This is a genomic window from Streptomyces sp. NPDC013187 (assembly GCF_042899705.1).
Lineage (GTDB): Bacteria > Actinomycetota > Actinomycetes > Streptomycetales > Streptomycetaceae > Streptomyces > Streptomyces hawaiiensis_A.
Genome location: NZ_JBIBAF010000012.1, coordinates 47713 through 70533, shown reverse-complemented (window position 1 = coordinate 70533; position 22821 = coordinate 47713). Strand labels below are relative to the sequence as shown.

Genomic DNA, 22821 nt, shown 5'->3' with positions numbered 1-22821 from the left:
CTTCCGCCCCCGTAGCCCCCGCAGTCCCCGCCCGCACCGTCCGCACCGCCGGCACCGTCCGCAAGGCGGTCGTCCCGGCCGCCGGCCTCGGCACCCGCTTCCTGCCCGCCACGAAGGCGACGCCCAAGGAGATGCTGCCGGTCGTCGACAAGCCCGCCATCCAGTACGTCGTCGAGGAGGCGGCAGCGGCGGGACTCGACGACGTCCTGATGGTCACCGGCCGTCACAAGCGGAACATCGAGGACCATTTCGACCACGCCCTGGAACTGGAGCAGGCCCTCACGGCCAAGGGCGACACCGTGCGGCTGGACGCGGTGCGCGATCCGGCGCGGCCGGCGAGCATCCACCACATCCGCCAGGGCGACCCGCTCGGCCTCGGCCACGCCGTGCTGTGCGCCCGCCGCCATGTCGGCGACCAGCCCTTCGCGGTGCCCCTCGGCGACGACCTGATCGACCCGCGCGAGACGCTGCTGAGCCGGATGCTCGACGTCCGCGACCGCAGTCTCGGCAGCGTGGTCGCCCTGATGGAGGTCCCGCCGGAGCAGATCCACCGGTACGGCTGATGGCCGCGGACGGCACGGTGCACGGAGTGGTCTTCAAGGGCCTGCGCCATGACACCGGCGACAAGGCCGACAATCTGCGCACGGTGGTCAGGATGGCGTGCGAACGACCCGACCTGGGGCCGGAGTTCGTGGCGTGGCTCCGGGTCTTCCTCGGGGAGCTGGACGGCGTGCTCCCCGAACACCGGGACGCGGCGGCCTGACCCGCGAAGGCGTCGGCACCGGGCCGGGACCGACGCGCGCGCGACTGCGGGGTCAGCCGTTGGGCCGCAGGGTCCACACCACGGTCATCTCACCGGTTACGGCACCGTCGGCCCGCTGGATGGCGATGGCCACCGGGAACTCGGGACGCTCACCGGCGTCCAGCTCCGCGACGACCTCGGCGGCCGGGCGGCCCAGGGTGGCCGTGGCCGTGACGGCGCCCATCGCCAGCTTCTTGTACGAGATCTCGGCGCTGACGGCGAGCGGCACGGCGCGCGAGAGCTGGTCCCCGAACGCGGCCAGCACGATCGCCCCGCTCGCGGACTCGCCGAGCGTGAACATCGCACCGGCGTGCGGGCCGCCCACGTGGTTGTGGTACTCGCCCTGGTCCGGCAGCGACACCACCGCCCGGTCCGGCGAGGTCTCCAGGAACTCGAGGTTCAGGGTCCGTGCCATGGGCACCGTGGCGGCGAGCATCTCGCCGATGGACATCTGGTCTGCGCTCATGGCCGAATGTTACTCACGAGTAGAGACGCCTGGCCAGGCGGTGTGACGACCGCCGCATCCCTGGGCACGACATCCCGCACCGGGCTGTCTCCGGGTTGCTACGTCTCCGTCCACGGCCGGTGACCGAATCGTGTCCGTGGCGCGGCTAGGGTGGCTGCCCATGTGGCCAGGACAGCAGCCGCCCGGGGGCGAGCAGAACCCGCAAGCGAACAACCCGTACCAGCAGCCGGGGTACCAGCAGCCGAATCCCTATCAGCAGCCGGGATACCAGCAGCAGCCCAACCCCTATGGGCAGCAGCCGCAGTGGGGCGCCCCCGGGCCGGCCGGCGTGCCGCAGCCGCCGCAGCCGCCGCAGGGTGGTGGCGGCAGCCGGACCAAGCTGGTCGCGATCATCGCGGCCACCGCGGTGGTCGTGGCGGCGGGTGTCACGGGCTTCCTGGTGCTCGGCGGCGACAAGGACGACACGGCCGACGGCGGCAAGAAGGGCAAGGACGACAAGGTCGCGACGAGCCCGACGGCCGAGGAGCCGAGCGCTCCCGCCTCGGACGACAATCCCCGCGGCGGGGAGGCGGCGCAGCCCACCGTCAAGGGGTGGAAGGTCGTCATCAACCCCAAGTGGGGCACGGCCTTCGACGTCCCCGCGGACTGGGAGGTGGCCTCCCCGACCTCGTCCGTCTTCTTCGAGGACGAGAAGTCCGACGACGGCAAGCCGCTGATCACCATGTCGGCACCGGCGTTCTACAAGTCCAAGTGGTGCACGAGCGACGACGACAAGGACGGCAGGACCGAGACCGAGTCCCTGGGCGGGGCGGGCACCAAGGGCGCCGACGGCGCCAAGGACACGGACGAGGTCGCGGTCAACCAGGTGGCCTGGTGGGTGTACGGCGGCTACACGCAGCCGGACAAGAAGAGCGTCAAGACCGATGACAAGGCCAAGCCCTACACCACCGCCTCGGGCGTGAAGGGCAGCGTCGCCTGGGCGCACTCGGAGAACACGCCCGACACGGGCAAGTGCGCGAGTGACGGCAAGGCGGTCACGTTCGGCTTCAAGAACTCCGCCGGCGACTTCGTCGCCTGGAGCTTCTTCGGTGCCAAGGGCGTCAAGGGCGAGGTGCCCGAGAAGACCATCATGAAGATCCTCAGCACCGTCCGACTGCACGGCGAGCCGACCGGCGGCTGACCCGGAGAAGCGGGAACGGGCCCGCCCCCTGCGACAGGACAGGGGGCGGGCCCGACTCACCGGAGCACCGGAGCACCGGAACACCTGAAAGAAACGGTTTGGCGGGAGGGGCCCCGGGCGGTGATGTTCGGCCGGTGACGTCCCCCGCCGTGTCGGACCGGCTGCCCCGGGCGGCACGTGATTCGAGGTGTTCGGCGTCTCCTGGATGACGGCACCGCACCAGGAGATCCCCGAGCACAAGCTCTCCCGCGTCGCGGCGTACGACTGGTTCGACTCCGTCGCCCTGGTCTCTCCCGCCACGGCCGCGGCCGGACCGGCGGAGGACGCCTTCGGCCGCACCGCTGCCCTGTGGGGCTGCGCCGGCCTGGTCGTCCCGGTCACGGCGGCCGTGCTGTGCGTTCCGGACGTCCGCGATCTGCGCCGCCGGACCCCACCGGGCGGCACGGAGCCCGCGTCAGCCGATGCCGAACGCCCCGTCGGGGGGCTCGGGTGACGGCACGGCGTCCTCGTCCCCGACGGGCCGCGCTCCGCCGATGAACTTCCGCAGGGCCACGCCGTGTTCGACCCGGGCGGGGAAGGCGTCGGCGGCGGTGAGACGGGTCAGGGCGGCGATGTCGACCGGCTGGTGCCCGGCGACGAGTACGGCGTTCCCGAACCGCCGCCCGCGCAGCACACCCGGCTCGGCGATCAGCACGAGCTGCTCGAAGCAGTCCGCCAGCGTGGCGAGTTGCGACCGCAGGAAGCCGAAGGGCGCGGCGTCGGGGAGGTTGGCGAGGTAGACCCCGCTCCCCCGCAGCACCCGCGCGGCCTCGCGGACATAGGAGACGGAGGTGAGGTGCGCCGGCACCCGCGAGCCGCTGAAGACGTCCGCGAGGAGAACGTCCGCCGAGTCCGCGGGGGCGTTCTCCAGCCAGGCCCGGGCGTCCGCCGAGTGGAGGGCGACGGCCGCACCTTCCGGCAGCGGCAGATGCTCCGCCACCAGTTCCAGCAGCCCCCGGTCCGCCTCGACGACGTCCTGCCGCGAGCCCGGCCGGGTCACGGCCACGTACCGCGGCAGCGTGAGCGCACCGCCCCCGAGATGCACCACGTCCAGCGCCCTTCCCGGCTCGGCCACGACATCCAGCACGTGCCCGAGCCGCCGCGTGTACTCGAACTCCAGGTGCGCGGGTTCGTCGAGATCGACGTAGGACTGCGGCGCCCCGTCCACCGTCAGCAGCCAGGCACGCTCCCGGTCGACGTCGGGCATCAGCTTGGCAAACCCGTGGTCGACAGACCGGGCTACGGGTACAGGCTCGTTCACCCCCTCATTGTGCCTGTGCGGCCACGCCCCCAAGGGGCGAGGGGAACCGCGCGACCAGCGCAACACGGCCCGCAGTCCCCCACAGCCTCACCCCACCGCGGTCACGGTCCCCGCCCCCACGGTCCTGCCCCCCTCACGGATGGCAAACCCGAGCCCCGCCTCCAACGGCACGTCCCGCCCCAGCTCCACGGTCATGGCAACGGTGTCGCCGGGCCGGGCCACCGCCACCTCACCGAGGTCGACCACCCCCACCACGTCCGCGGTCCGGATGTAGAACTGCGGCCGGTACCCGGAGGAGACAGGCGTCGTCCGCCCGCCCTCCCGTGCCGACAGGACGTACACCTGTGCCGAGAACCGCCGACGTGGCTTCACACTCCCCGGCGCGGCCACGACGTGACCCCGCCGCACGGCGTCCCGCGGAACTCCCCGCAACAGCAACGCCACGTTGTCCCCGGCCTGTGCCTCCTCCATCGGCTTGCCGAAGGTCTCCAGCCCCGTGACCACCGTCTCGACGGACGCCCCGAGCACCTCGACCCGGTCGCCGACGCGCACCAGGCCCCGCTCGACCGCCCCGGTCACCACGGTCCCCCGCCCGGTGATGGTCAGCACGTTCTCCACCGACATCAGGAACGGCGCGTCCAGATACCGCTCCGGCATCGGCACATACGTGTCCACCGCGTCGAGCAGCGCCTCGATCGACGCGGTCCAACGGGGGTCCCCCTCCAGCGCCTTGAGCCCCGAGACGCGTACGACGGGCACGGAGTCACCGCCGTAGCCGTGCGCGGTGAGCAGGTCCCGGACCTCCAGCTCGACGAGGTCGGTCAGCTCTTCGTCCCCCGCGTCTGCCTTGTTGAGGGCGACCACGATGTGGTCGACGCCCACCTGCCGGGCGAGCAGGACGTGTTCGGCGGTCTGCGGCATGATCCCGTCGAGCGCGGAGACGACGAGGATCGCCCCGTCGAGCTGGGCGGCACCGGTGACCATGTTCTTGACGTAGTCGGCGTGGCCCGGCATGTCGATGTGCGCGTAGTGCCGGGTGTCGGTCTCGTACTCCACGTGCGCGATGTTGATGGTGATGCCGCGCGCCGCCTCCTCGGGCGCCCGGTCGATCCGGTCGAACGGCACGAACGCGCCACTGCCTCGGTCGGCGAGGACCTTGGTGATGGCGGCGGTCAAGGTGGTCTTGCCGTGGTCGACATGACCCATGGTGCCGATGTTGAGATGCGGTTTCGTGCGGACATAAGCCGTTTTGGACATGGGTGCACCTCGAAGCGTGTGATCAGCGAAGAAGAAGTGGGACCCCGAGGACCTGCCCGACCCTCCCCTTGCGGGGTCCGCCGGACGAACCGGAGAGGGTCAGCTTCGGGCGCCGTCCATGACGGCCGTGAGATCGAGGACGGCAGCCTTCGGGGCATCCGTGACCACGGATGCTGCGAGGGCGAAGGCGTGCCGGAACATGCCGTCGATCATTGCCGACGCTTTACCGCACGTCGAATGGTTTTCGTCCGCCCAGCGCACAGGCGCGCGGGCCGAGGCTGTGACGCTCGTGAGACGAACCATACGGCGATCACACACATTTGTCGGTTAGTGTCACCGGATGCTCGATGCCACCACCCGCTCTGGGGGCACCGCCACGGCCTCTCCCCGGGCCACCGCCGCGGAGCTCGCCGTCGCCGTTCCCCCGGCAACGACCGTCTCACCCGCCGTACCCGCCCGTTTCGCCGCCCGCTGCACGAGAGTTCTGCTCTCCCCGTATTCACGGCTGTCCCTGCTCGTCGTGCTGCTCGCCGCGGGCGCGTGCGGGGTGCTCCTGTTCGAACCGCAGCGGCTGCTGACGGAGGGCTGGCCGCCGCAGCTCTCAGGTGCCGCGGCGGCGGCGGTGTTCACGGTGGCGTACGGCGTGTGCACCGTGGCGTTCGTGCCGAGGCCGCTGCTCAACCTCGGGGCGGGCGCCCTGTTCGGCTCACAGCTCGGCCTCGGCGTGGCACTGGCGGGCACCGTGCTCGGCGCCGGCATCGCCTTCTGCCTGGGCCGGGCGCTGGGCCAGGACGCCCTGCGGCCGCTGTTGCGGGGGCGCTGGCTGAAGGCCGCGGACGGCCAGCTCAGCCGGCACGGCTTCCGTTCGATGCTGGCGGTGCGGCTGTTCCCGGGCGTGCCGTTCTGGGCCGCGAACTACTGCGCGTCCGTCTCCCGCATGGGCCTGCTGCCGTTCCTGCTGGCCACGGGCCTCGGCTCGATCCCGAACACCGCCGCCTACGCCGTCGCGGGAGCCCGGGCCTCCACCCCGACCTCCCCCGCCTTCCTGATCGCCATGGCGTGCATCGCGCTGCCCGCGCTGGCGGGCGTGGTGGTGGCCTGGCGCAAGCGGCACCAGCTGCGCCGTCTCTGACGCCCCGTCACGCCCGGCTCAGACCCGTTCCAGCACCATGGCGTTGGCGAGTCCGCCCGCCTCGCACATGGTCTGGAGCGCGTACCGGGCACCTCGTTGCCGCATCGCGTGCACCAGTGTCGTCGTCAGCCGGGTTCCGCTCGCGCCGAGGGGATGCCCGAGCGCGATGGCCCCGCCGTTCACGTTGACCCGGGCGAGGTCGGCGCCGGTCTCCTGCTGCCAGGCCAGTACGACACTGGAGAACGCCTCGTTGACCTCGAACAGGTCGATGTCGTCGAGGGTCAATGAGGCCCTGCGCAGCACCTTCTCGGTCGCCGGGATCACGCCCGTCAGCATCAGGAGCGGGTCGGAGCCGGTGACCGCGAAGCTGTGCAAACGGGCCAGCGGACGCAGGCCGAGCCGGGCCGCCGTCTCGCTCGACGTGATGAGCACCGCCGAGGCGCCGTCGTTGATCGGGCTCGCGTTGCCCGCCGTGACGTTCCACTCGATCTGCGGGAAGCGCTCGGTGAAGCCGGGGTCCTGGTAGGCGGGCTTGAGGCCGGAGAGGATCTCGGTGGTACTGCCGGGGCGTACGCACTCGTCGCGCGTGACCCCCTCCAGGGGTGCGACCTCGGCGTCGAAGAGCCCGCTCTCCCAGGCCTCGGCGGCCTTGTGGTGCGAGGAGACGGCAAAGGCGTCCATCCGTTCGCGGCCGATCGACCACTTGGCGGCGATCAGCTCGGCACTGATCCCCTGCGGCACGAGCCCCTCGGGGAAGCGCTTGGCGACTCCCGGGCCGAAGGGGTCCTTGCCCTCGGGCACGTTCGACCACATCGGCACCCGGCTCATCGACTCCACGCCACAGGCCACGACCATGTCGTACGCACCCGAGAGCACACCCTGCGCCGCGAAGTGCACGGCCTGCTGCGAGGAGCCGCACTGGCGGTCCACGGTGGTCGCGGGCACCGACTCCGGGAACCCGGCGGAGAGCACGGCGTAGCGGGTGGTGTTCATGGCCTGCTCGCCGACCTGGTCGACGGTTCCGCCGATGACGTCGTCGATCAGCCCCGGGTCGATCCCGGACCGCTCGACGAGGGTGCGCAGGGTGTGGGCGAGGAGCTCCACGGGGTGGACGTGTGCCAGGGCGCCGTTCGGTCTGCCCTTGCCGATCGGGGTGCGTACGGCTTCGACGATCACTGCGTCACGCATGTGCGGGCCTCCACGGCTACCAGTGAGTAGGAAATCCGAACTCACCGTAGCCCGCAGGGTTGGAAAATCCAACCCTCTCTTAGACTGATCCTCATGGCCGACCGCAAAGACCCGCGCCCCTGCTCCATCGCCGACACCCTCGCGCTCGTCGGCGAGAAGTACTCCCTGCTCGTGCTGCGGGAGGTGTGCCTGGGCAACGGCCGGTTCGACCAGCTGGTGCGCAACACCGGCGCCCCGCGCGACATCCTGGCCACCCGGCTGCGCCGGCTCGTCGACGCCGGGATCCTGGCCAAGCACCTCTACAGCGAGCGCCCGCAGCGCTTCGAGTACCGGCCGACACCGGCGGGGCTGGAGCTGGAGCCGGCGCTGCTGACCCTGATGGCGTGGGGCGACCGCCACCTCCGGCCGGACGGCGACCGCCCGATGGTCGTGGAACACTCCTGCGGGCGCCCCCTCGCCCCGGCCGTCACCTGCCGCGCCTGCGGCGACGAGGTGCGCCACGAGGACCTCACGGCCCGACCCCAGACCCCCGGCTGGACGGTGACCGGACCGACCGCGGCCTGATCGCCGCTGGTCGGGAGCGCTTCCAAACCCCTGTGTCCGGTGGGCCTTCCGGGGGCGCTACGCTTCCCCCTCGGCACACCTGATCCCCCGTTCATCGCAACGGCGGGCCGGTGCGCCCCTCGTCCGTCCCACGATCGGCACTTGGACTCCGCTACCTCATGTCTTGGTTCGAATCACTCATCCTCGGACTCGTCCAGGGGCTGACCGAGTTCCTCCCCGTCTCCTCCAGCGCCCACCTGCGCCTGACGGCGGCCTTCGCGGACTGGAAGGACCCGGGCGCCGCCTTCACGGCGATCACACAGATCGGCACCGAGGCGGCCGTGCTGATCTACTTCCGCAAGGACATCGGGCGGATCATCTCGGCATGGGCGCGCTCGCTCACCGACAAGTCGCTGCGCAGCGATCCCGACGCCCGGATGGGCTGGCTGGTGATCGTCGGCTCGATCCCGATCGGCGTGCTCGGCGTGACGCTGAAGGACCAGATCGAGGGACCGTTCCGCGATCTGCGGATCACCGCGACGATGCTGATCGTCATGGGCGTCGTCCTGGGCGTCGCCGACCGGCTCGCGGCCCGCGACGAGAGCGGCGGCAAGCACCGCGCCCCCAAGCAGCGCAAGGCCCTCGAGGACCTGGGCGTGCGGGACGGCCTGATCTACGGCGTCTGCCAGGCCATGGCGCTCGTCCCGGGCGTCTCCCGCTCCGGCGCCACCATCAGCGGCGGTCTGTTCATGGGCTACAAGCGCGAGGCCGCGGCCCGCTACTCCTTCCTGCTCGCCATCCCCGCGGTGCTCGCGTCGGGCCTGTTCGAGCTGAAGGACGCGACGGAGGGCGGCCACATCTCCTGGGGACCGACGATCTTCGCGACGATCATCGCCTTCGTCGTCGGGTACGCGGTGATCGCCTGGTTCATGAAGTTCATCTCGACCAAGAGCTTCATGCCGTTCGTCTACTACCGCATCGCGCTCGGCATCGTCATCATCGCCCTGGTCAGCACGGGCGCCCTGAGCCCCCACGCCGCCGAGTCGGCGGGCTGAGCCCGGGGGCCTGTGACCCCGGTCTCGTGACCAACCGCATAGCCATCGGGTAGCCGTCCGGTAGCGGGCTGTCAGTGGCTGCCCCTAGGCTTGTCCGCATGTCCCCCGATTTCGTGACCCCTGGTTCCGTGCGGTCCGCCGCCGAGGTCAACGAGGAGATCCGTGCGCTGTGGCAGCGCACGGGCGGCACCCTGTCGGCCGAGGAGCGCGCGGAGTACGAGCTTCTCGTCGTCGAATGGGCCGCCGCGCTCCGAGGCGGCGTCGCCAAGGCGGCCTGAGCGGGCTCCCGCAGTCCCTTGTCCGACGCGTACCGCGCCCTCTGGTCGTACCGCACCCTCTAGGCGCGCAGCCGCGCCAGCACCTCGTCGTCGACGGCGAAGGGCCGCTCCTCGGGCAACAGCCGCGCAGCCGACGCCAGTTGCCCGGCCCGCACCAGCCCGTGGATCTCGGTGGCGAGCGGCGTGACGTCCTCGATCCCCCTGATCCAGTCGTCCGCGTAGCGGGCGGCCGCCTCCCCCGCGAGTCCCAGCTGAAGCGATCGGTGCGGCAGCGGGTTGAGGTGCAGATCCCGTTCCGGATCCCACTGCACCCGCGCGGGCGCCTGCCTCAACTGCCGCTTCCAGGAGGCCTGGTCGCCGTGCAGAGCGGCGACGTGGTGGGACAGGCAGGCGTTGCGCAGCGCCCAGAGGAAACCCTCACGGTCGATCTCGATCGCCAGGACGGTCTCCTGACCCTCCTTGGTGCCCCAGCCGCAGCGGTACATCATCCACAGGAACGAGGGCTTGATCCAGGTCATGCGTTCCCGCTTCCAGGAGGCCGGGAAGCGGCCGTGGCGGGCGGCGGGGCCGCCGATCTCCGGGCGGTAGGCCTGGTAGACGGTGATCGTGGACCCGGTGTGGCGGGCCCTCACCCGGTACTTCGGTTCGTGTCGTTCGTTCACGAGGGACAGGCTGGGCCCCGGCGCCCCTCGGCGGCCACCGAATATCGCGCACGCACGGCTCTTGGCCCGGTCCCCGCCATGGCCAACACTGAGCCGATGACGCAGCGCGTGGAACTCGCCACCGTGAGAGACCGGCTGGCCGTCGACGGACTGATCACCGACTACGCGGTGGCGGTCGACGACGGTGACTGGGAGGCGTACCGAGGGCTGTTCGCCCCTCGTGGGCGGGCGGACTACCGCTCGGCCGGCGGCATCGAGGGAGAGGCCCGGGCGGTCGCCGCCTGGCTCGCGGAGAGCCTGGGGCTGTTCCCGATGCGGCAGCATCTGATCGTCAACCGGCGGGTGCGCTTCGGGATCTGGGAACAGGACACCGGCGACACGGCCGAGGTCCAGGCCGACTACGTCAATCCCATGGCCACCGCCGGACCCGCTCCCGACTTCGTGTGCGGCGGCCGGTACGCCTTCGCCGTGCTGCGCACGGCCGACGGCTGGCGGCTGAGCGAGGTGGTCGTACGGGAGAAGTGGCGGCGCCTTCCCGAGCCGCGAACGGCACCTGTGGTCAACTGACCCGGCGTCCTGTGTCCTAGATCGTCCGCAGGGCGCACACTGGAGGCAACCGCGGGTAGGAGGCGCCTATGAAGACGCTCGGCCACTGGCTCGCCTCCCCCTGGCGCCGCTCGGCCGCCGCGGCGGTCGCGGGCGCCCTCCCCGTCCTCGCCTTCCCCGCGCCGTCCCTGTGGTGGTGCGCCTACGTCGCCCTCGTGCCCTGGCTCCTGCTGCTGCGCACCGCGCCGACCGGGAGGCGGGCCGCGTACGACGGCTGGTGCGGCGGCTTCGGCTTCATGCTGGCCATGCACCACTGGCTGCTGCCGAGTCTGAACGTGTTCACCTTCCTCATCGCCGCCCTCCTCGGTGCCCTGTGGGCCCCGTGGGGCCGGCTGGTGCGCCGCCTCCTGGGCGGCCTCCCCTCGAGCAGCCGGACCGCGCTGGCCCTGCTGGTGCTGCCGTCGGGCTGGTTGGCCATCGAGCTGATCCGCTCCTGGCAGGGGCTCGGCGGCCCCTGGGGCATGCTCGGCAGCAGTCAGTGGCAGGCCGAACCCGCGCTGCGGCTCGCCTCGGTCGGCGGGGTGTGGCTGCTCAGTTATCTGCTCGTGGCCGTCAACGTCGCGGTCGCCGTCCTCGTCGCGGTCCCCCGAGCCCGGGTGCCCGCCGTGGCCGGTCTCGTCGCGACGGCCGCCGCCACCTCCGCCGCCTGGGCGTTCTCGCCCCGCCCCGCCGTCGACGGCCAGGTCAGGATCGCCGTCGTGCAGCCGGGCGTCATCGCCGGCCCGGACGGCCGGTTCGACCGCGAGGAGCAGCTCACCCGCCGGCTCGCCGGCCAGGACGTCGACCTGATCGTCTGGGGCGAGAGCAGCGTCGGATTCGACCTCGACGACCGGCCCCACCTCGCCCGGCGGCTCGCGGACCTCTCCCGCGCGACGGGCGCCGACATCCTGGTCAACGTGGACGCCCGGCGCTCCGACAAGCCCGGCATCTACAAGAGTTCGGTCCTGATCGGGCCCGACGGCCTGACCGGCGAGCGCTACGACAAGATGCGGCTCGTGCCGTTCGGCGAGTACATCCCGGCCCGCTCCCTGCTCGGCTGGGCCACCTCGGTCGGCAAGGCCGCGGGCGAGGACCGCAGGCGCGGCTCGCAGCCGATCGTGATGAACGTCGGCGACGATCTGCGCGTGGGCCCGCTGGTGTGCTTCGAGACCGCCTTCCCGGACATGACCCGCCACCTCACCCGGGAGGGCGTCGACGTGCTGATCGGCCAGTCGTCGACGTCCACGTTCCAGCACAGCTGGGCACCCGCGCAGCACGCTTCGCTGGCCGCGCTGCGGGCCGCCGAGACCGGGCGCCCCATGGTGCACGCGACCCTGACGGGCGTCTCCGCCGTCTACGGCCCGGACGGACAGCGCGTCGGATCATGGCTCGGCACGGACGCCTCCGCCGCACGGGTCTACGACATCCCCCTCGCCCACGGCACCACGCCCTACGTGCGCCACGGCGACTGGACGGTGCACGCGGCGATGCTGGTCCTCGCCCTGTGGGCCGCCGGCGAGGGCGCACGGGCCCTGCGGATCAGGCGGTCCGCTCCTGAACCGCGCGTACCACCCGCTCGCACAGTTCATGGGTCTCCAGCGCGTCCCGGGCGCTGAGCACCTTGCCCGCGCGGACCGCGTCGAGGAACGCGTGCACCGCCTGCTCGATCCCGCGCTGCCGGGCCACCGGCACCCAGTCACCGCGCCGCCGCACGGTCGGCTGCCCCTTGTGGTCGACGACCTCGGCGAGATTGACCACCTGCCGCTTGGTGTCCTGCCCGGACACCTCGAGGACCTCCTCGGCGGAACCGCTGAGCCGGTTCATCACGCCGAGCGCGGTGAAACCGTCCCCGGCGAGCTGGAGCACCAGGTGGTGCAGCAGCCCGTCCCGGACCCGGGCGCGCACGGTCACGTCGTCGATCTCGCCGGGCGCGAGGAAGCGCAGGGTGTCGACGACGTGGATGAAGTCGTCGAGGATCATCGCGCGGGGCTCCTCCGGCAGCCCGATGCGGTTCTTCTGCATGAGGATCAGCTCGCGCGGATGGTCCGCGCACTGGGTGTAGCCGGGGGCGTGGCGCCGGTTGAAGCCGACGGCGAGGCTCACGCCCCGCTCCTCGGCGAGCGCCACCAGCCGCGCGGAGTCCTCGAGTTCGTAGGCGAGCGGCTTGTCGACGTAGGTCGGTACGCCCGCCTCGAGAAGCCGCGTCACGATGTCCGGGTGCACGAGCGTGGGTGCGTGCACGAAGGCCGCGTCGAGGTCCGCCGCGAGGAGCGAGTCGAGGGTGGGGTGCCTGCGCTCCGGCGGGATGTGCAGGCCCTCGGCGACAAGGTCGAGCGTGGCGGGCGTGCGGGTCTGCAGGTGCAGTTCGACGCCGGGCTGGAAGGCGAGGACCGGGAGGTAGGCCTTCTGCGCGATGTCACCGAGTCCGATGCAGCCGACCTTCACGGGGTCATCTCCTCCAACGGTTGCCTGCCGGGGTCTGCCCGGAAGCATACGGCCGCTGCGGGGGCGCCCAGTCGGCGATGCCGTCGAAGCTGCGCAGGAAGAGGGCGGGCCCGGCCTTCGACAGTGCGGATACGGCCGTGTCGCGCACGGCGATGCCGGCCCGGCTGCTCATGAGGCTGAGCCGGGACGCCCGCACGGCCTGGCGCGCGATGGCGGTCGTACGCGGCAGCCGGGCGGCGGTGTAGGCGGCGAGGTCGTCGCAGTGGTGGGCGAGCACGACGGCGTCCTCGATCGCCTGGTTGCCGCCCTGGCCGAGGCTCGGGGGCATGGCGTGTGCGGCGTCGCCGAGCAGGGCGGCCCGGCCGTGGTGGTAGGCGGGCAGGGGTTCGGCGATGTGGTGGACGTCGTGACGCAGGACGTCTGTGGGCCGGGCGGCGGCGAGCACGGCGGGGATCGGGTCGTGCCAGTCGCCGAAGCGGCGCAGCAGCTCGGACTTCTCGTCGTCGGGCGCCCGGCCGCCGGCGGGGGTCCGGGCGGCGCCGTAGGCGTAGACGCGTCCGTCCTTCAGCGGGTGGGTGCCCCAGAGGCGGCCCGGGCCCCAGGTCTCGTGCGAGGCGAACCGGGCGCCGGGGACGGGGATCATGACCCGCCAGGTGGTGAAGCCGGAGTAGACGGGCCCCGGGTGGCCGGGGAAGAGCACTCCGCGCACGGCGGACCGGACGCCGTCCGCGCCGACCACCAGATCGGCTTCGAGTTCGCCGTCCGAGGTCGTGACGCGGGCCGCCCGGCCGGGTCCTCCGCTGTCGGCGAGTACCGCGGCGGCGTCCGTGCGGACGGCGTCCGCGGGGAGCAAGGCGGCGAGACGCTCGATCAGAGTGGCGCGGGGCAGCAGTACGAGCGGGCCGCCGAAGCGCTCGGCGGCGGCCTCGGCGGAGGAGCGGGCCAGCCACCGCCCGCTCGGAGCGCGCAAGCCTCCGTCCCCCGACCAGGCGGCGAGGTCGCGGATCTCGTCGCCGAGGCCGAGGACGTCCAGCGCGCGCAGGGAGTTGGGTGCGAGGGAGATCGCCGCGCCGACCGGATCCAGCGCGGGGGCCCGCTCCAGCACGGTGACCCGCAGGCCGCGCCGGTGCAGGGCGACCGCGGCCGTCAGGCCTCCGATACCGCCGCCGATCACAACGGCATGCCCGGGCTGTGCCATGGCTCCTCCTCCAAGGTGACGACTCAAGGTGACTACAGCTGTAGTGACGCCGTCGACGTTACTACAGCTGTAGTCAGAGGGGTAGCGTTGACCCCATGCCCGTACGCACCGAAGGCCCCGCACGCTCCGACCTCGTCGCCGACACCGCCCTCGCCCTGCTCGCCGAGCGCGGAATGCGCGGCCTGACCCACCGGGCGGTCGACGAGCTGGCCGGGCTCCCCCAGGGCTCCACGTCGAACGTCGCGCGGACCCGGCAGGCCCTGCTGGAGCTGGCGGTTCAGCGCCTGGCCGAACGTGAGGCCCGGGTGCTGGCCCTGCACGAGATGCCGGACCCCGAGGCCGGTGCCGGCTCCCTGGCGGACGCGCTGGCCCTGGCCACCCACCGGGCCCTCACGCAGCAGCGCGCGCTCACCCTCGCCCGCTACGAACTGGCCCTGGAGGCGACGCGCCGCCCCGAGCTGCGGGCCTTCTTCGACGCCACGGGCGCCCGCTTCCGGGACCAGCTCACCACCCTGGTCACCGGAATGGGTTCGACGGATCCGGCCCGGCACACCCTCTCGCTGATCGCCTGGGCGGACGGGCTGATGTTCAGCTGCGTGGCGGGGTCGTTCGGTGCCGACGTGCCGAGCCTGGAGGAGGTGCGGGCCGGGCTGCGGGAACTGCTGGAGGGGATGCTCGGGGGCTGAAAAAATCTTGTGGTGCGGCAGGGACGGCTCGGGAAGGATGCGTCCATGACGAACGAACGCACCATGCCCGCCACCACGGCCGACGAGCGCACGATGCTGGAAGGCTGGCTGGACTTCCACCGCCGGACCCTCGCCTGGAAGTGCGAGGGCCTGAGCGACGAGCAGCTCAGGTCCGCGGCCGTCGAGCCGTCCGACCTGTCCCTGATGGGGCTGGTCCGGCACATGGCGGACGTGGAGCGGAGCTGGTTCCGCCGGGTGCTGCTGGGTGAGGACGTGCAGCCGATCTACTGGAGCGACGAGGACCGGGACGGCGAGTTCCGCCTCACCGAGGCGGACACCTGGCAGGAGGCCCACGCCACCTGGCAGGCCGAGATCGAGACGGCCCGGCGCAACGCGGCCCGCTTCGCCCTGGACGACATCACCGAGGGCAAGCACCGGCGCACCGGCGAGCGGTTCAACCTGCGGTGGCTCTACACCCACATGATCGAGGAGTACGCGCGGCACAACGGCCACGCCGACCTGATCCGCGAGCGCATCGACGGCACGACCGGCGATTGACGCACCGCCGTCACACACTGCCCGGGACGACAGCTGATCCACCATCGTGTTCAGGGTCCACCGTCACACACTTCACCGGCGTCACGGCATCACTGCACGTCACCCCCGTCACACGAGACCCCTCCGAACGGGGCGCGAGATCACCCGTGCGGGGCAACCTCCGCCTGTCCGTCGCCCCAACGTGGGCCGGACGCACCAGAGTTGCGCGGGTGCATCGAACGACGACCACAGCGACGCTCCTGGTGACCGTGGCGGTCTCGGCCCTCTCCGGCTGTACGACGGTTCCGCATCCCGCCACGCCGGGGCCCACGGTGGCACCGTCCCGGCCGTCGGCGCCGGAGCCGGAGGGGGCGGCCGAGACCCCGATCGTGCAGGCACCGGCCCGCGAGGCCCTGCTGCTCATCGACGAGGCGTCCCGCCGCCCCGAGCCGGCCGTGCCGGCGACCCGCCCGCCCGCTGACCAGGCTTCGTCGCGGCAACCCGGGGCGCCGCAGCCCGGGCACCGCGACGTCCGTCCGCGCCCCGCCCGTCCGGAACGCCCCGAGCCCGCACCCCGGCGCCCCCAGCGGTCGCACACCGACCTCCGCGACGTGCCGGAGTCGGTGCGCCGGGACGTCGAGAAGAGCGTCCCGAGCAACAACGCGGACGTGTGCGCGCTGGGCAGACGCTACGGCGGATGGCGGGCGGACAGCCCGGAGGCGACGATCTGCCGCGACACCTACGGGCGTTGACTGCCGCGTCAGGGCCGCTGACGAGGCGGCGTCCACGTCCCCGGGCCGCCGCCCTCTCCCAACCGGGACTCCAGCCGTCCGATGGCCGCCCACACGCCCTCGGCGTAGCCGTCGTCGGTGAGGGCGGTGGCGGCTTCCCGGGCCCACCGCAGATGTGTGCGGGCGGCGTCGCCGCGCCCCAGTCTGACGTAGTCGTCGGCCAGGTTCAGGTGCAGGGAGGGGGAGAGCGCGGCTACCGCCGTCGCCGCGAGGGCCTCGCCCCTGGCCTCCTCGGCGGCCGTCAACGCCCGTAGGTCCCAGGCCAGTTCGTCCGCCGGGTCGTCCTGGGTGTCGGCCAGGTAGTGGGCGAGAGTGCAGCGGTGCAGTGGGTCGCCGTGCTCACCGATCTCCGCCCACAGGCCGAGGAACCGGTGCCGCGCCTCCTCCCGGTCCCCCGCGTGGTGCAGCATGACCACCTGCCCGATCCGCGTCAGCACGGCATCCGGCACCGTCTGTTCTTGTCGCTCCGCCACGACGCCCTCCGCGCACTCGCCGGCTGTTCCCGCCGACGCTAACCGCAGGCGGGGGCGATCCGGCTCAGGCGGCTCCGGACACCCCCGGGCCCGTCACGGCACGGCCCCTGACTCCGGACACCCCCGGGCCCGTCACGGCACGGCCCCTGACTCCGGACACCCCCGGGCCCGTCACGGCACGGTCCGCGACCGGTGGGACTCAGCCCAGGTTCGGGATCGTCCAGTCGATCGGCGTGTGTCCCTGCGCCGCCACCGCCTCGTTGATCTGCGTGAAGGGTCGCGAGCCGAAGAACTTCTTCGCCGACAGGGGCGAGGGATGCGCGCCCTTGACCACGATGTGCCGGGACTCGTCGATCAGCGGGAGCTTCTTCTGCGCGTAGTTACCCCACAGCACGAAGACCGCCGGGTCGGGGCGCTCGGCCACGGCCCGGATCACGGCGTCGGTGAACTTCTCCCAGCCCCTGCCCTTGTGCGAGTTGGCCTCGCCGCCGCGGACCGTGAGGACCGCGTTGAGCAGCAGCACGCCCTGCTCGGCCCACGGCATCAGATAGCCGTTGTCCGGGATCGGCGTGCCCAGCTCCTGGTGCATCTCCTTGTAGATGTTGCGCAGGGACGGCGGGATCCGCACGCCCGGCCGGACCGAGAAGCACAGCCCGTGCCCCTGTCCCTCGCCGTGGTAGGGGTCCTGACCGAGGATCAGGACCTTGACCCGCTCGTACGGCGTGGCGTCCAGCGCCGCGAAGACCTCCTCGCGCGGCGGGTAGACGGGACCCTTCGCCCGCTCCTCCTCGACGAACTCCGTCAGCTCCTTGAACCAGGGCTGCTGCAGCTCGTCGCCCAGAACCCCGCGCCAGGACTCGGGCAGCATGGCGGTGTCGGTCACGTCAACGTCCTCACGATGTGCGGTCACTTCCAGGCCTCAGAACCTACCGGCGACCACTGACAACGCGCCCGGGAAGCCGGGTGCCGGACCGCTTACCAGGCGGTCTTGCGGTGCAGCTCCCACATCATCATGATCGTCGACGGGTCGAGGGCCCGCTCCGCGCCCGAGACGTCCCGGCTGGCGGCCACGTACTGCCGGCCCTGCCACAGCGGCAGCAGCCGCGCGTCGTCCACGAGGATCCGCTGGGCCTCCTCGAACTCCTTCTCCACGTTCGCGCGGTCGCTCTCGCGGCGCGAGCGGGGCAGCAGGTCGCCGGTGATCTCGGGCGCCGGGTACGGCGTGCCGAGGGCGTTCTGGTCGCCGACGAACGGCGCGATGAAGTTCTCGGCGTCCGGGAAGTCGGGGAACCAGCCGCGCCCGAACACCGGGTACTCACCCTTCTGGTAGCCCTCGACGTAGGTTTTCCAGGGGCGGCTCTTCAGGCTGATCGTGAACAGGCCCGAGGCCTCGAGCTGGCGCTCCAGCTCCTTGAACTCCCCGGCGGTCTCGGAGCCGTAGCGGTCGCTGGTGTACCAGAAGGTGAGCGGGACGCGCTGGTTGATGCCCGCCTTGGTGAGGATCTTGCGGGCCTTGGCGACGTCGGGGTCGCCGTAGTCGTCGAAGAAGCCCGTGGTGTGGCCCGTGAGGCCCTTGGGGACCATGGAGTACAGCGGGTCGACGGTGTCCTTGTAGACCTTGTGGGCGATCGCCGCCCGGTCGACGACCTGCGCGACCGCCTGGCGCACGGCCTTCTTGTCCGCCCAGGCGTCCTTCGGGTTGAACACCAGGTAGTTGATGTCGGTGCCGGTGCCCTCGACGAGCTGGATCTCCTCGTCCTTGGAGGACTTGCTCTGGAGCTCGACCACGTCACCGGCCGCAAGGCCGCGGTAGGTCACGTCGATCTTCTTGTCCCGCAGCGCCGTCACCATGGCGTCGGAGTCCTGGAAGTAGCGGACGGTCACCGCGTCGTTCCGGCGCTCCGCGTAGCCCTTGTAGGAGTCGTTGCGGACGAGGACGGCCTCTTTGCCGTCGGAGTACGAGTCGAGGGTGTACGGCCCCGACCCGACCACGTCGTCGCCCTTGCGCAGGCTGTCGTCCGGGTAGGCGTCCGGGGACACGATCGACATGGCGGGGGTGGCGAGCACGAACGGGAAGGTCGCGTCGGGCTTGTTGAGGTGGAAGATCACCTCACGCTCGTTCGGCGCCTGGACCCGCTCGAGACTGCCCAGGAGACCGGCGGGGCCGCCGTTGACGTTGATCTTGCGGATCCGGTCGAACGAGTACTTCACCGCCTGGGCGTCGAGCGCGTCGCCGTTGGAGAAATTCAGGCCCTCACGCAGCTCACAGCGGTAGACCTGGTTCGAGGAGTCGCTGAAGCCGCAGCTCTCGGCGGCGTCCGGCTGTGGCGTGCTCGCGCCCGTCGGATAGCTCAGGAGCGTCTGGTAGATGTTGCGGAACAGCTCCCAGGAGCTGTCCCACGACGCGGCAGGGTCGAGCGTGCTGGGCGCACTGGTGGTGCCCACGACGATCGGTCCTTCGTCCTCCGGGGTGTCGGACGACAGCACGCCACACCCGGCGAGCAGGGCCGATATGGACGCGATGGCCGCCACCCGCCGCAGGCATCGGTTCCGCTTGAACACGCGCACGCTCCTCGATCTGCCATACCAAGGGTCGGCAGACCATACCGCAGTGCCGCGCCCCCTGACCCTCCCCGTCCATGACCTCTTGATCGATAAACCTTTGACGACGTTGTCATCGCACTTTGCGGTTTCTTTACGCCGGCACGGGCGCCGTCCGAGTGGACGGGCGCCCGTGCCGAGCCGCGTGCGCGGTCCCCGTCAGCCGGTCCCGGCGTTGAGGAAGATGCCGCCGTCGACGACGAGCGTCTGGCCGGTGACCCAGTCGGACTGCCCGGAGGTGAGGAACGCGGCCGCGCCCCCGATGTCGGAGGGCACTCCGAGCCGGCCGAGCGGGTAGGCCGCCGCGGCCTCCTCCTCCCGGCCCTCGTACAGGGCCTGGGCGAACTTGGTCTTCACGACGGCCGGGGCGATCGCGTTGACCCGCACCTTGGGCGCGAACTCGTGCGCGAGCTGCACGGTCAGGTTGATCATGGCGGCCTTGCTGACCCCGTAGGCGCCGATGAACGGCGAGGGCGAGAGGCCCGCGACGGAGGCGATGTTGACGATCGCGCCGCCGTTGTCCTTCTGCCAGGCGTGCCAGGTCCGCTGGGCGAAGCCGAGCGCCGAGACGACGTTGGTCTCGAACACCTTGCGGGCGACGTTCAGGTCCAGGTCGGCGATCGGCCCGAACACCGGGTTGGTGCCGGCGTTGTTGACCAGGTAGTCGACGCGGCCGAAGGCCTCCATCGTGCGCTCGACGGCGACGGCCTGGTGGGCCTCGTCGTGCGCCTTGCCCGCCACGTAGACGGCGCGGTCGGCGCCGAGCTGCTCGACGGCCTCCTTGAGGGCGTCCTCGTTGCGGCCGGTGATGCACACGCGGTCGCCGCGCGCGACGAGGGCCTCGGCCACGCCGTAGCCGATGCCGCGGCTGGCGCCCGTGACGAGGGCGACCTTGCCGGAGAGTTCCACGGAAGTCATGTTCTTCGTCCTCTAGTCGAGCGGTCCGCCGGCCACGTACAGCACCTGGCCGGACACGAATCCGGCCGCCTCGCCGGTGAAGAAGGCGATGGCGTTGGCGATGTCCTCCGGCTCACCGACCCGGGCCACCGGGATCTGGGTGGCGGCGGCGGCCTTGAAGTCCTCGAAGCCCATGCCGACGCGGTCGGCGGTGGCCTTGGTCATCTCGGTGGCGATGAAGCCGGGGGCGACGGAGTTGGCGGTGACGCCGAACTTGCCGAGCTCCTTGGCGAGGGTCTTGGTGAAGCCCTGCAAACCCGCCTTCGCGGCCGAGTAGTTCACCTGGCCGCGGTTGCCGAGCGCGGACGACGACGACAGGTTGACGATCCGGCCGAAGCCCGCGTCCACCATGTGCTTCTGACAGGCCTTGGACATCAGGAAGGCGCCGCGCAGGTGCACGTTCATGACGGTGTCCCAGTCGGAGACGCTCATCTTGAACAGCAGGTTGTCGCGCAGCACGCCCGCGTTGTTGACCAGGATCGTCGGGGCGCCGAGCTCCTCGGCGATCCGGGCGACGGCGGCCTCGACCTGCGCCTCGTCGGAGACGTCGCAGCCGACGGCGATGGCCTTGCCACCGGCGGCGGTGATCTTCTCGACGGTGTCCTTGCAGGCCGCCTCGTCGAGGTCGAGCACGGCGACCGCGCGGCCCTCGGCGGCCAGTCGTACGGCGGTGGCGGCACCGATGCCGCGCGCGGCACCGGTGACGACGGCAACCCGCTGCTCAGTGGTGGACATGACTGCTACTCCTCAGGTGAGCGACCGCTTAGTACCTTCAGTGGGTGTGACGCTAGAAGCCCTGGCACGCGGTGTCAACGGCCGGGGTCGGCATGTGATCCATCACCCGGCGTCCGCCCGGCCCGGAGACGTCCCCGAGGACACCCGATCGGCCCATGGCGGCGCGCCGCCGCACCCCTCGGCGCCTAGCGTCGGAGCGCGAGCCACCCATGACCGGAAGGGAGGCGCTCCATGCGCCGTCGCACCGGTGTCATGGGCGCGCTGTTCGCGATCGTCGCGATCGTGCCCATGGCCGACCCCGCTCACGCCCGGCAGGACCTGGACTGCCGCGACTTCGCCTTCCAGGAGGACGCGCAGGCCGTCTTCGACGCGGACCCGAGCGATCCCAACAGGCTGGACGAGGACCAGGGCCCCGACGACGGCGTCGCGTGCGAGGCGCTGGCCCGCCGAGGGATCATCGACCCCACGACGTCGCCCACTTCGCCCAGCCCCTCCGCCAGTCCGTCCATGAGTCCCTCGATCAGACCCTCCGCTCCCGTCACCACCACTCCCACCAGCGCTCCGAGCCAGGGGGTGCGAGGCGGGCTCGGGGGTGCGGCGGCCTCGGGGCCGAGCGACTGGGACATCGCGATCGGACTGACCTTCGCTGTGGGTGCCGCTCTCGCCGCCGGTTACGTGGTGAGGCGCCGCCGGCGCTGACGGAGGGGTCTCCATCACCTCACCAGCAGGTCCAGCAACCGCTCGGTCTCCGCCGCCGGGTCGGTGGTCAGGCCGGTGTGCACCGGGCCGGGCTGGACGATCGTGGAGCGGGGCGCGACCAGCCAGCGGAAGCGGCGGCCCGGATCGTCGGAGGCCGCCTGCCCGGCCGCGCTCCCACCCGCGCACAGGTCCTCCACGGCCCCCAGGGCGGCTCGGACCCCCTCCACGTCGGCCAGGGGGTCGAGCGCCAGCAGGCGGTTCTCGTCGAGGTGGGTGCGGACACCGACGTAGGACTCGGCGCGGCAGTAGACCAGGACCCCGGCGTTGACGCATTCGCCGCGTTCCACGCGCGGGACGACGCGCAGGACGGCGTACTCGTAGACGTGGCGGTCCCGTGGCCCGCCCTTGATGATGTGCCGGTCGTTCACTTCAGCCCCTGGATGCGGTCGTGGATGACGGCGGCCCGTGCCAGCAGCGGGCGCGCGTAGGCATGCCTCAGATCGTCCGGCGCGGCGAAGCCCGGTTCGTCCGTGAGCCAGGTGTCCGGGATCTGAGCGGTGACGTCGGCGAGCAGTTCCTCGGTGACCAGGGGCGCCAACTCGGCGGCGGCGGAGGCGACATCGGGCGCGAAGGACGCCAGCGCGTGGTCGGAGGCGTCGTACGGGCGGGCGGCGGAGGCCTCCACGCCGGGCCAGTTGTGGTGCCAGATCATCGTCGCGCCGTGGTCGACGAGCCACAGCTCGCCGCGCCACCTCAGCAGGTTGGGGTTGCGCCAGGACCGGTCGACGTTGTTGATCAGCGCGTCGAACCAGACCACGCGGCCGGCCTCCTCGGGGCTCACCGGGAACGCGAGCGGATCGAAGCCGAGCGCGCCGGAGAGGAAGTCCATGCCGAGGTTGGTGCCGCCGCTGGACCGGAGCAGGCTCTGCACCTGCTCCTCCGGTTCGCCCAGCCCCAGCTCGGGGTCGAGCTCGACGGTGACGAGGCGCGGCATCCGCAGCCCCAGCCGCCGGGCGAGTTCCCCGCAGACCACTTCGGCGACGAGTGTCTTGCGGCCCTGCCCCGCGCCGGTGAACTTCAGGACGTAGGTGCCGAAGTCGTCCGCCTCGACCAGACCCGGCAGCGAACCGCCCTCACGCAGGGGCGCGATGAAACGGGTCGCGATCACTTCCTTGAGCATCGCCCCAGGTTACTGACGTACCCGGCGACCGTGGTGACGGCCTCGCGGGGGCGGCCCGGAACCCGACAGCA

Annotated in this window: 25 protein-coding genes and 2 pseudogenes; 13 read left to right on the top strand and 14 right to left on the bottom strand. The window is 71.8% G+C overall.

Going from position 1 to position 22821, the window contains the following annotated elements:
- The first annotated feature begins 101 nt into the window (after positions 1-101).
- Positions 102-763: pseudogene (locus ACFY5B_RS25575) on the top strand (UTP--glucose-1-phosphate uridylyltransferase).
- A 52-nt stretch (positions 764-815) separates the two neighbouring features.
- Here the strand turns inward: ACFY5B_RS25575 and ACFY5B_RS25570 are convergent.
- A complete protein-coding gene (locus ACFY5B_RS25570) occupies positions 816-1268 on the bottom strand; it encodes a DUF4442 domain-containing protein (protein WP_279539677.1) in 453 nt (150 codons plus the stop codon).
- A gap of 160 nt (positions 1269-1428) precedes the next feature.
- Here ACFY5B_RS25570 and ACFY5B_RS25565 point away from each other — a divergent pair, with 160 nt between their 5' ends.
- The gene (locus ACFY5B_RS25565) at positions 1429-2448 is read left to right on the top strand and encodes a hypothetical protein (RefSeq protein WP_389972936.1); all 1020 of its coding nucleotides are present in this window, start codon (positions 1429-1431) and stop codon (positions 2446-2448) included.
- A gap of 184 nt (positions 2449-2632) precedes the next feature.
- Positions 2633-2941: pseudogene (locus tag ACFY5B_RS25560) on the top strand (MFS transporter); the annotation flags it as partial.
- Here ACFY5B_RS25560 and ACFY5B_RS25555 read toward each other — a convergent pair.
- Both ACFY5B_RS25555 and tuf read right to left on the bottom strand, forming a co-directional pair.
- Positions 2903-3748, bottom strand: coding sequence for a spermidine synthase (locus tag ACFY5B_RS25555; protein WP_389972933.1), 846 nt, complete (start codon positions 3746-3748; stop codon positions 2903-2905). The pseudogene ACFY5B_RS25560 and the gene ACFY5B_RS25555 sit on opposite strands and share 39 nt — an antisense overlap.
- An 87-nt stretch (positions 3749-3835) precedes the next feature.
- Positions 3836-5005 carry an elongation factor Tu gene (gene tuf / locus ACFY5B_RS25550; RefSeq protein WP_389972930.1) on the bottom strand — a complete coding sequence of 390 codons (1170 nt, stop codon included), beginning with the start codon at positions 5003-5005 and terminating at the stop codon, positions 3836-3838.
- A 340-nt stretch (positions 5006-5345) separates the two neighbouring features.
- Here tuf and ACFY5B_RS25545 point away from each other — a divergent pair, with 340 nt between their 5' ends.
- Positions 5346-6137, top strand: coding sequence for a TVP38/TMEM64 family protein (locus ACFY5B_RS25545; RefSeq protein ID WP_389972927.1), 792 nt, complete (start codon positions 5346-5348; stop codon positions 6135-6137).
- Between the two features lie 18 nt (positions 6138-6155).
- On the opposite strand, the gene ACFY5B_RS25540 is transcribed toward ACFY5B_RS25545, so the two are convergent.
- A complete protein-coding gene (locus ACFY5B_RS25540; protein WP_389972924.1) occupies positions 6156-7325 on the bottom strand; it encodes a thiolase family protein in 1170 nt (389 codons plus the stop codon).
- Between the two features lie 93 nt (positions 7326-7418).
- Between ACFY5B_RS25540 and ACFY5B_RS25535 the strand changes: the two genes are divergently transcribed.
- The 3 genes from ACFY5B_RS25535 (at position 7419) to ACFY5B_RS25525 (ending at position 9201) form a co-directional block, all read left to right on the top strand.
- Positions 7419-7889 (top strand): winged helix-turn-helix transcriptional regulator, encoded by a 471-nt coding sequence (locus ACFY5B_RS25535; protein ID WP_389972921.1) that lies wholly within the window; start codon positions 7419-7421, stop codon positions 7887-7889.
- A gap of 158 nt (positions 7890-8047) precedes the next feature.
- Positions 8048-8923 carry an undecaprenyl-diphosphate phosphatase gene (locus tag ACFY5B_RS25530; protein ID WP_389972918.1) on the top strand — a complete coding sequence of 292 codons (876 nt, stop codon included), beginning with the start codon at positions 8048-8050 and terminating at the stop codon, positions 8921-8923.
- 98 nt (positions 8924-9021) lie between these two features.
- A complete protein-coding gene (locus tag ACFY5B_RS25525) occupies positions 9022-9201 on the top strand; it encodes a hypothetical protein (RefSeq protein ID WP_078956223.1) in 180 nt (59 codons plus the stop codon).
- Positions 9202-9260: 59 nt separating this feature from the next.
- On the opposite strand, the gene ACFY5B_RS25520 is transcribed toward ACFY5B_RS25525, so the two are convergent.
- Positions 9261-9863, bottom strand: coding sequence for a DUF4291 domain-containing protein (locus tag ACFY5B_RS25520; RefSeq protein ID WP_389972915.1), 603 nt, complete (start codon positions 9861-9863; stop codon positions 9261-9263).
- A 96-nt stretch (positions 9864-9959) separates the two neighbouring features.
- On the opposite strand from ACFY5B_RS25520, the gene ACFY5B_RS25515 reads away from it, so the two are divergent.
- Together ACFY5B_RS25515 and lnt are read left to right on the top strand one after the other, a co-directional pair.
- The gene (locus tag ACFY5B_RS25515) at positions 9960-10430 is read left to right on the top strand and encodes a nuclear transport factor 2 family protein (RefSeq protein ID WP_389972912.1); all 471 of its coding nucleotides are present in this window, start codon (positions 9960-9962) and stop codon (positions 10428-10430) included.
- 68 nt (positions 10431-10498) lie between these two features.
- Positions 10499-12064, top strand: a complete 1566-nt coding sequence (lnt, locus tag ACFY5B_RS25510) for an apolipoprotein N-acyltransferase (RefSeq protein ID WP_389972908.1) — start codon at positions 10499-10501, stop codon at positions 12062-12064.
- Here the strand turns inward: lnt and ACFY5B_RS25505 are convergent.
- Positions 11988-12893 carry a Gfo/Idh/MocA family protein gene (locus tag ACFY5B_RS25505; protein ID WP_389972905.1) on the bottom strand — a complete coding sequence of 302 codons (906 nt, stop codon included), beginning with the start codon at positions 12891-12893 and terminating at the stop codon, positions 11988-11990. The two genes, lnt and ACFY5B_RS25505, sit on opposite strands and share 77 nt — an antisense overlap.
- Positions 12894-12897: 4 nt before the next feature.
- Positions 12898-14091: an FAD-dependent monooxygenase gene (locus ACFY5B_RS25500; protein WP_389972902.1), complete on the bottom strand. Its 1194-nt coding sequence runs from the start codon at positions 14089-14091 to the stop codon at positions 12898-12900.
- A gap of 95 nt (positions 14092-14186) precedes the next feature.
- Here ACFY5B_RS25500 and ACFY5B_RS25495 point away from each other — a divergent pair, with 95 nt between their 5' ends.
- The 3 genes from ACFY5B_RS25495 to ACFY5B_RS25485 all read left to right on the top strand — a co-directional run bounded on the left by ACFY5B_RS25495 (position 14187) and on the right by ACFY5B_RS25485 (position 16066).
- Positions 14187-14777 carry a TetR/AcrR family transcriptional regulator gene (locus ACFY5B_RS25495; protein WP_389972899.1) on the top strand — a complete coding sequence of 197 codons (591 nt, stop codon included), beginning with the start codon at positions 14187-14189 and terminating at the stop codon, positions 14775-14777.
- 45 nt (positions 14778-14822) lie between these two features.
- Positions 14823-15335, top strand: coding sequence for a DinB family protein (locus ACFY5B_RS25490; RefSeq protein WP_389972897.1), 513 nt, complete (start codon positions 14823-14825; stop codon positions 15333-15335).
- Positions 15336-15544: 209 nt separating this feature from the next.
- Complete coding sequence (locus ACFY5B_RS25485) at positions 15545-16066, top strand: hypothetical protein (protein WP_389972894.1); 522 nt, start codon at positions 15545-15547, stop codon at positions 16064-16066.
- An 8-nt stretch (positions 16067-16074) separates the two neighbouring features.
- On the opposite strand, the gene ACFY5B_RS25480 is transcribed toward ACFY5B_RS25485, so the two are convergent.
- The 5 genes from ACFY5B_RS25480 to fabG form a co-directional block, all read right to left on the bottom strand.
- A complete protein-coding gene (locus ACFY5B_RS25480; RefSeq protein ID WP_389972892.1) occupies positions 16075-16578 on the bottom strand; it encodes a hypothetical protein in 504 nt (167 codons plus the stop codon).
- 199 nt (positions 16579-16777) lie between these two features.
- Positions 16778-17461, bottom strand: coding sequence for a uracil-DNA glycosylase (locus ACFY5B_RS25475; protein ID WP_389972889.1), 684 nt, complete (start codon positions 17459-17461; stop codon positions 16778-16780).
- A 92-nt stretch (positions 17462-17553) separates the two neighbouring features.
- Positions 17554-19140 carry an ABC transporter substrate-binding protein gene (locus tag ACFY5B_RS25470; protein WP_389972886.1) on the bottom strand — a complete coding sequence of 529 codons (1587 nt, stop codon included), beginning with the start codon at positions 19138-19140 and terminating at the stop codon, positions 17554-17556.
- Positions 19141-19338: 198 nt separating this feature from the next.
- Entirely contained in the window at positions 19339-20097 is a 759-nt protein-coding gene (locus ACFY5B_RS25465) for an SDR family oxidoreductase (protein ID WP_053674161.1), read from the bottom strand.
- A 12-nt stretch (positions 20098-20109) separates the two neighbouring features.
- Entirely contained in the window at positions 20110-20871 is a 762-nt protein-coding gene (gene fabG / locus ACFY5B_RS25460) for a 3-oxoacyl-ACP reductase FabG (protein WP_020270157.1), read from the bottom strand.
- Between the two features lie 231 nt (positions 20872-21102).
- On the opposite strand from fabG, the gene ACFY5B_RS25455 reads away from it, so the two are divergent.
- Positions 21103-21570 (top strand): excalibur calcium-binding protein, encoded by a 468-nt coding sequence (locus tag ACFY5B_RS25455; protein ID WP_389972883.1) that lies wholly within the window; start codon positions 21103-21105, stop codon positions 21568-21570.
- Between the two features lie 14 nt (positions 21571-21584).
- Here the strand turns inward: ACFY5B_RS25455 and ACFY5B_RS25450 are convergent, their stop codons facing one another.
- Together ACFY5B_RS25450 and ACFY5B_RS25445 are read right to left on the bottom strand one after the other, a co-directional pair.
- Entirely contained in the window at positions 21585-21998 is a 414-nt protein-coding gene (locus ACFY5B_RS25450) for a DUF3037 domain-containing protein (protein ID WP_389972880.1), read from the bottom strand.
- Positions 21995-22750 (bottom strand): HipA family kinase, encoded by a 756-nt coding sequence (locus tag ACFY5B_RS25445; RefSeq protein ID WP_389972877.1) that lies wholly within the window; start codon positions 22748-22750, stop codon positions 21995-21997. Before ACFY5B_RS25445 ends, ACFY5B_RS25450 begins: the two co-directional genes overlap by 4 nt.
- Positions 22751-22821 lie beyond the last annotated feature (71 nt).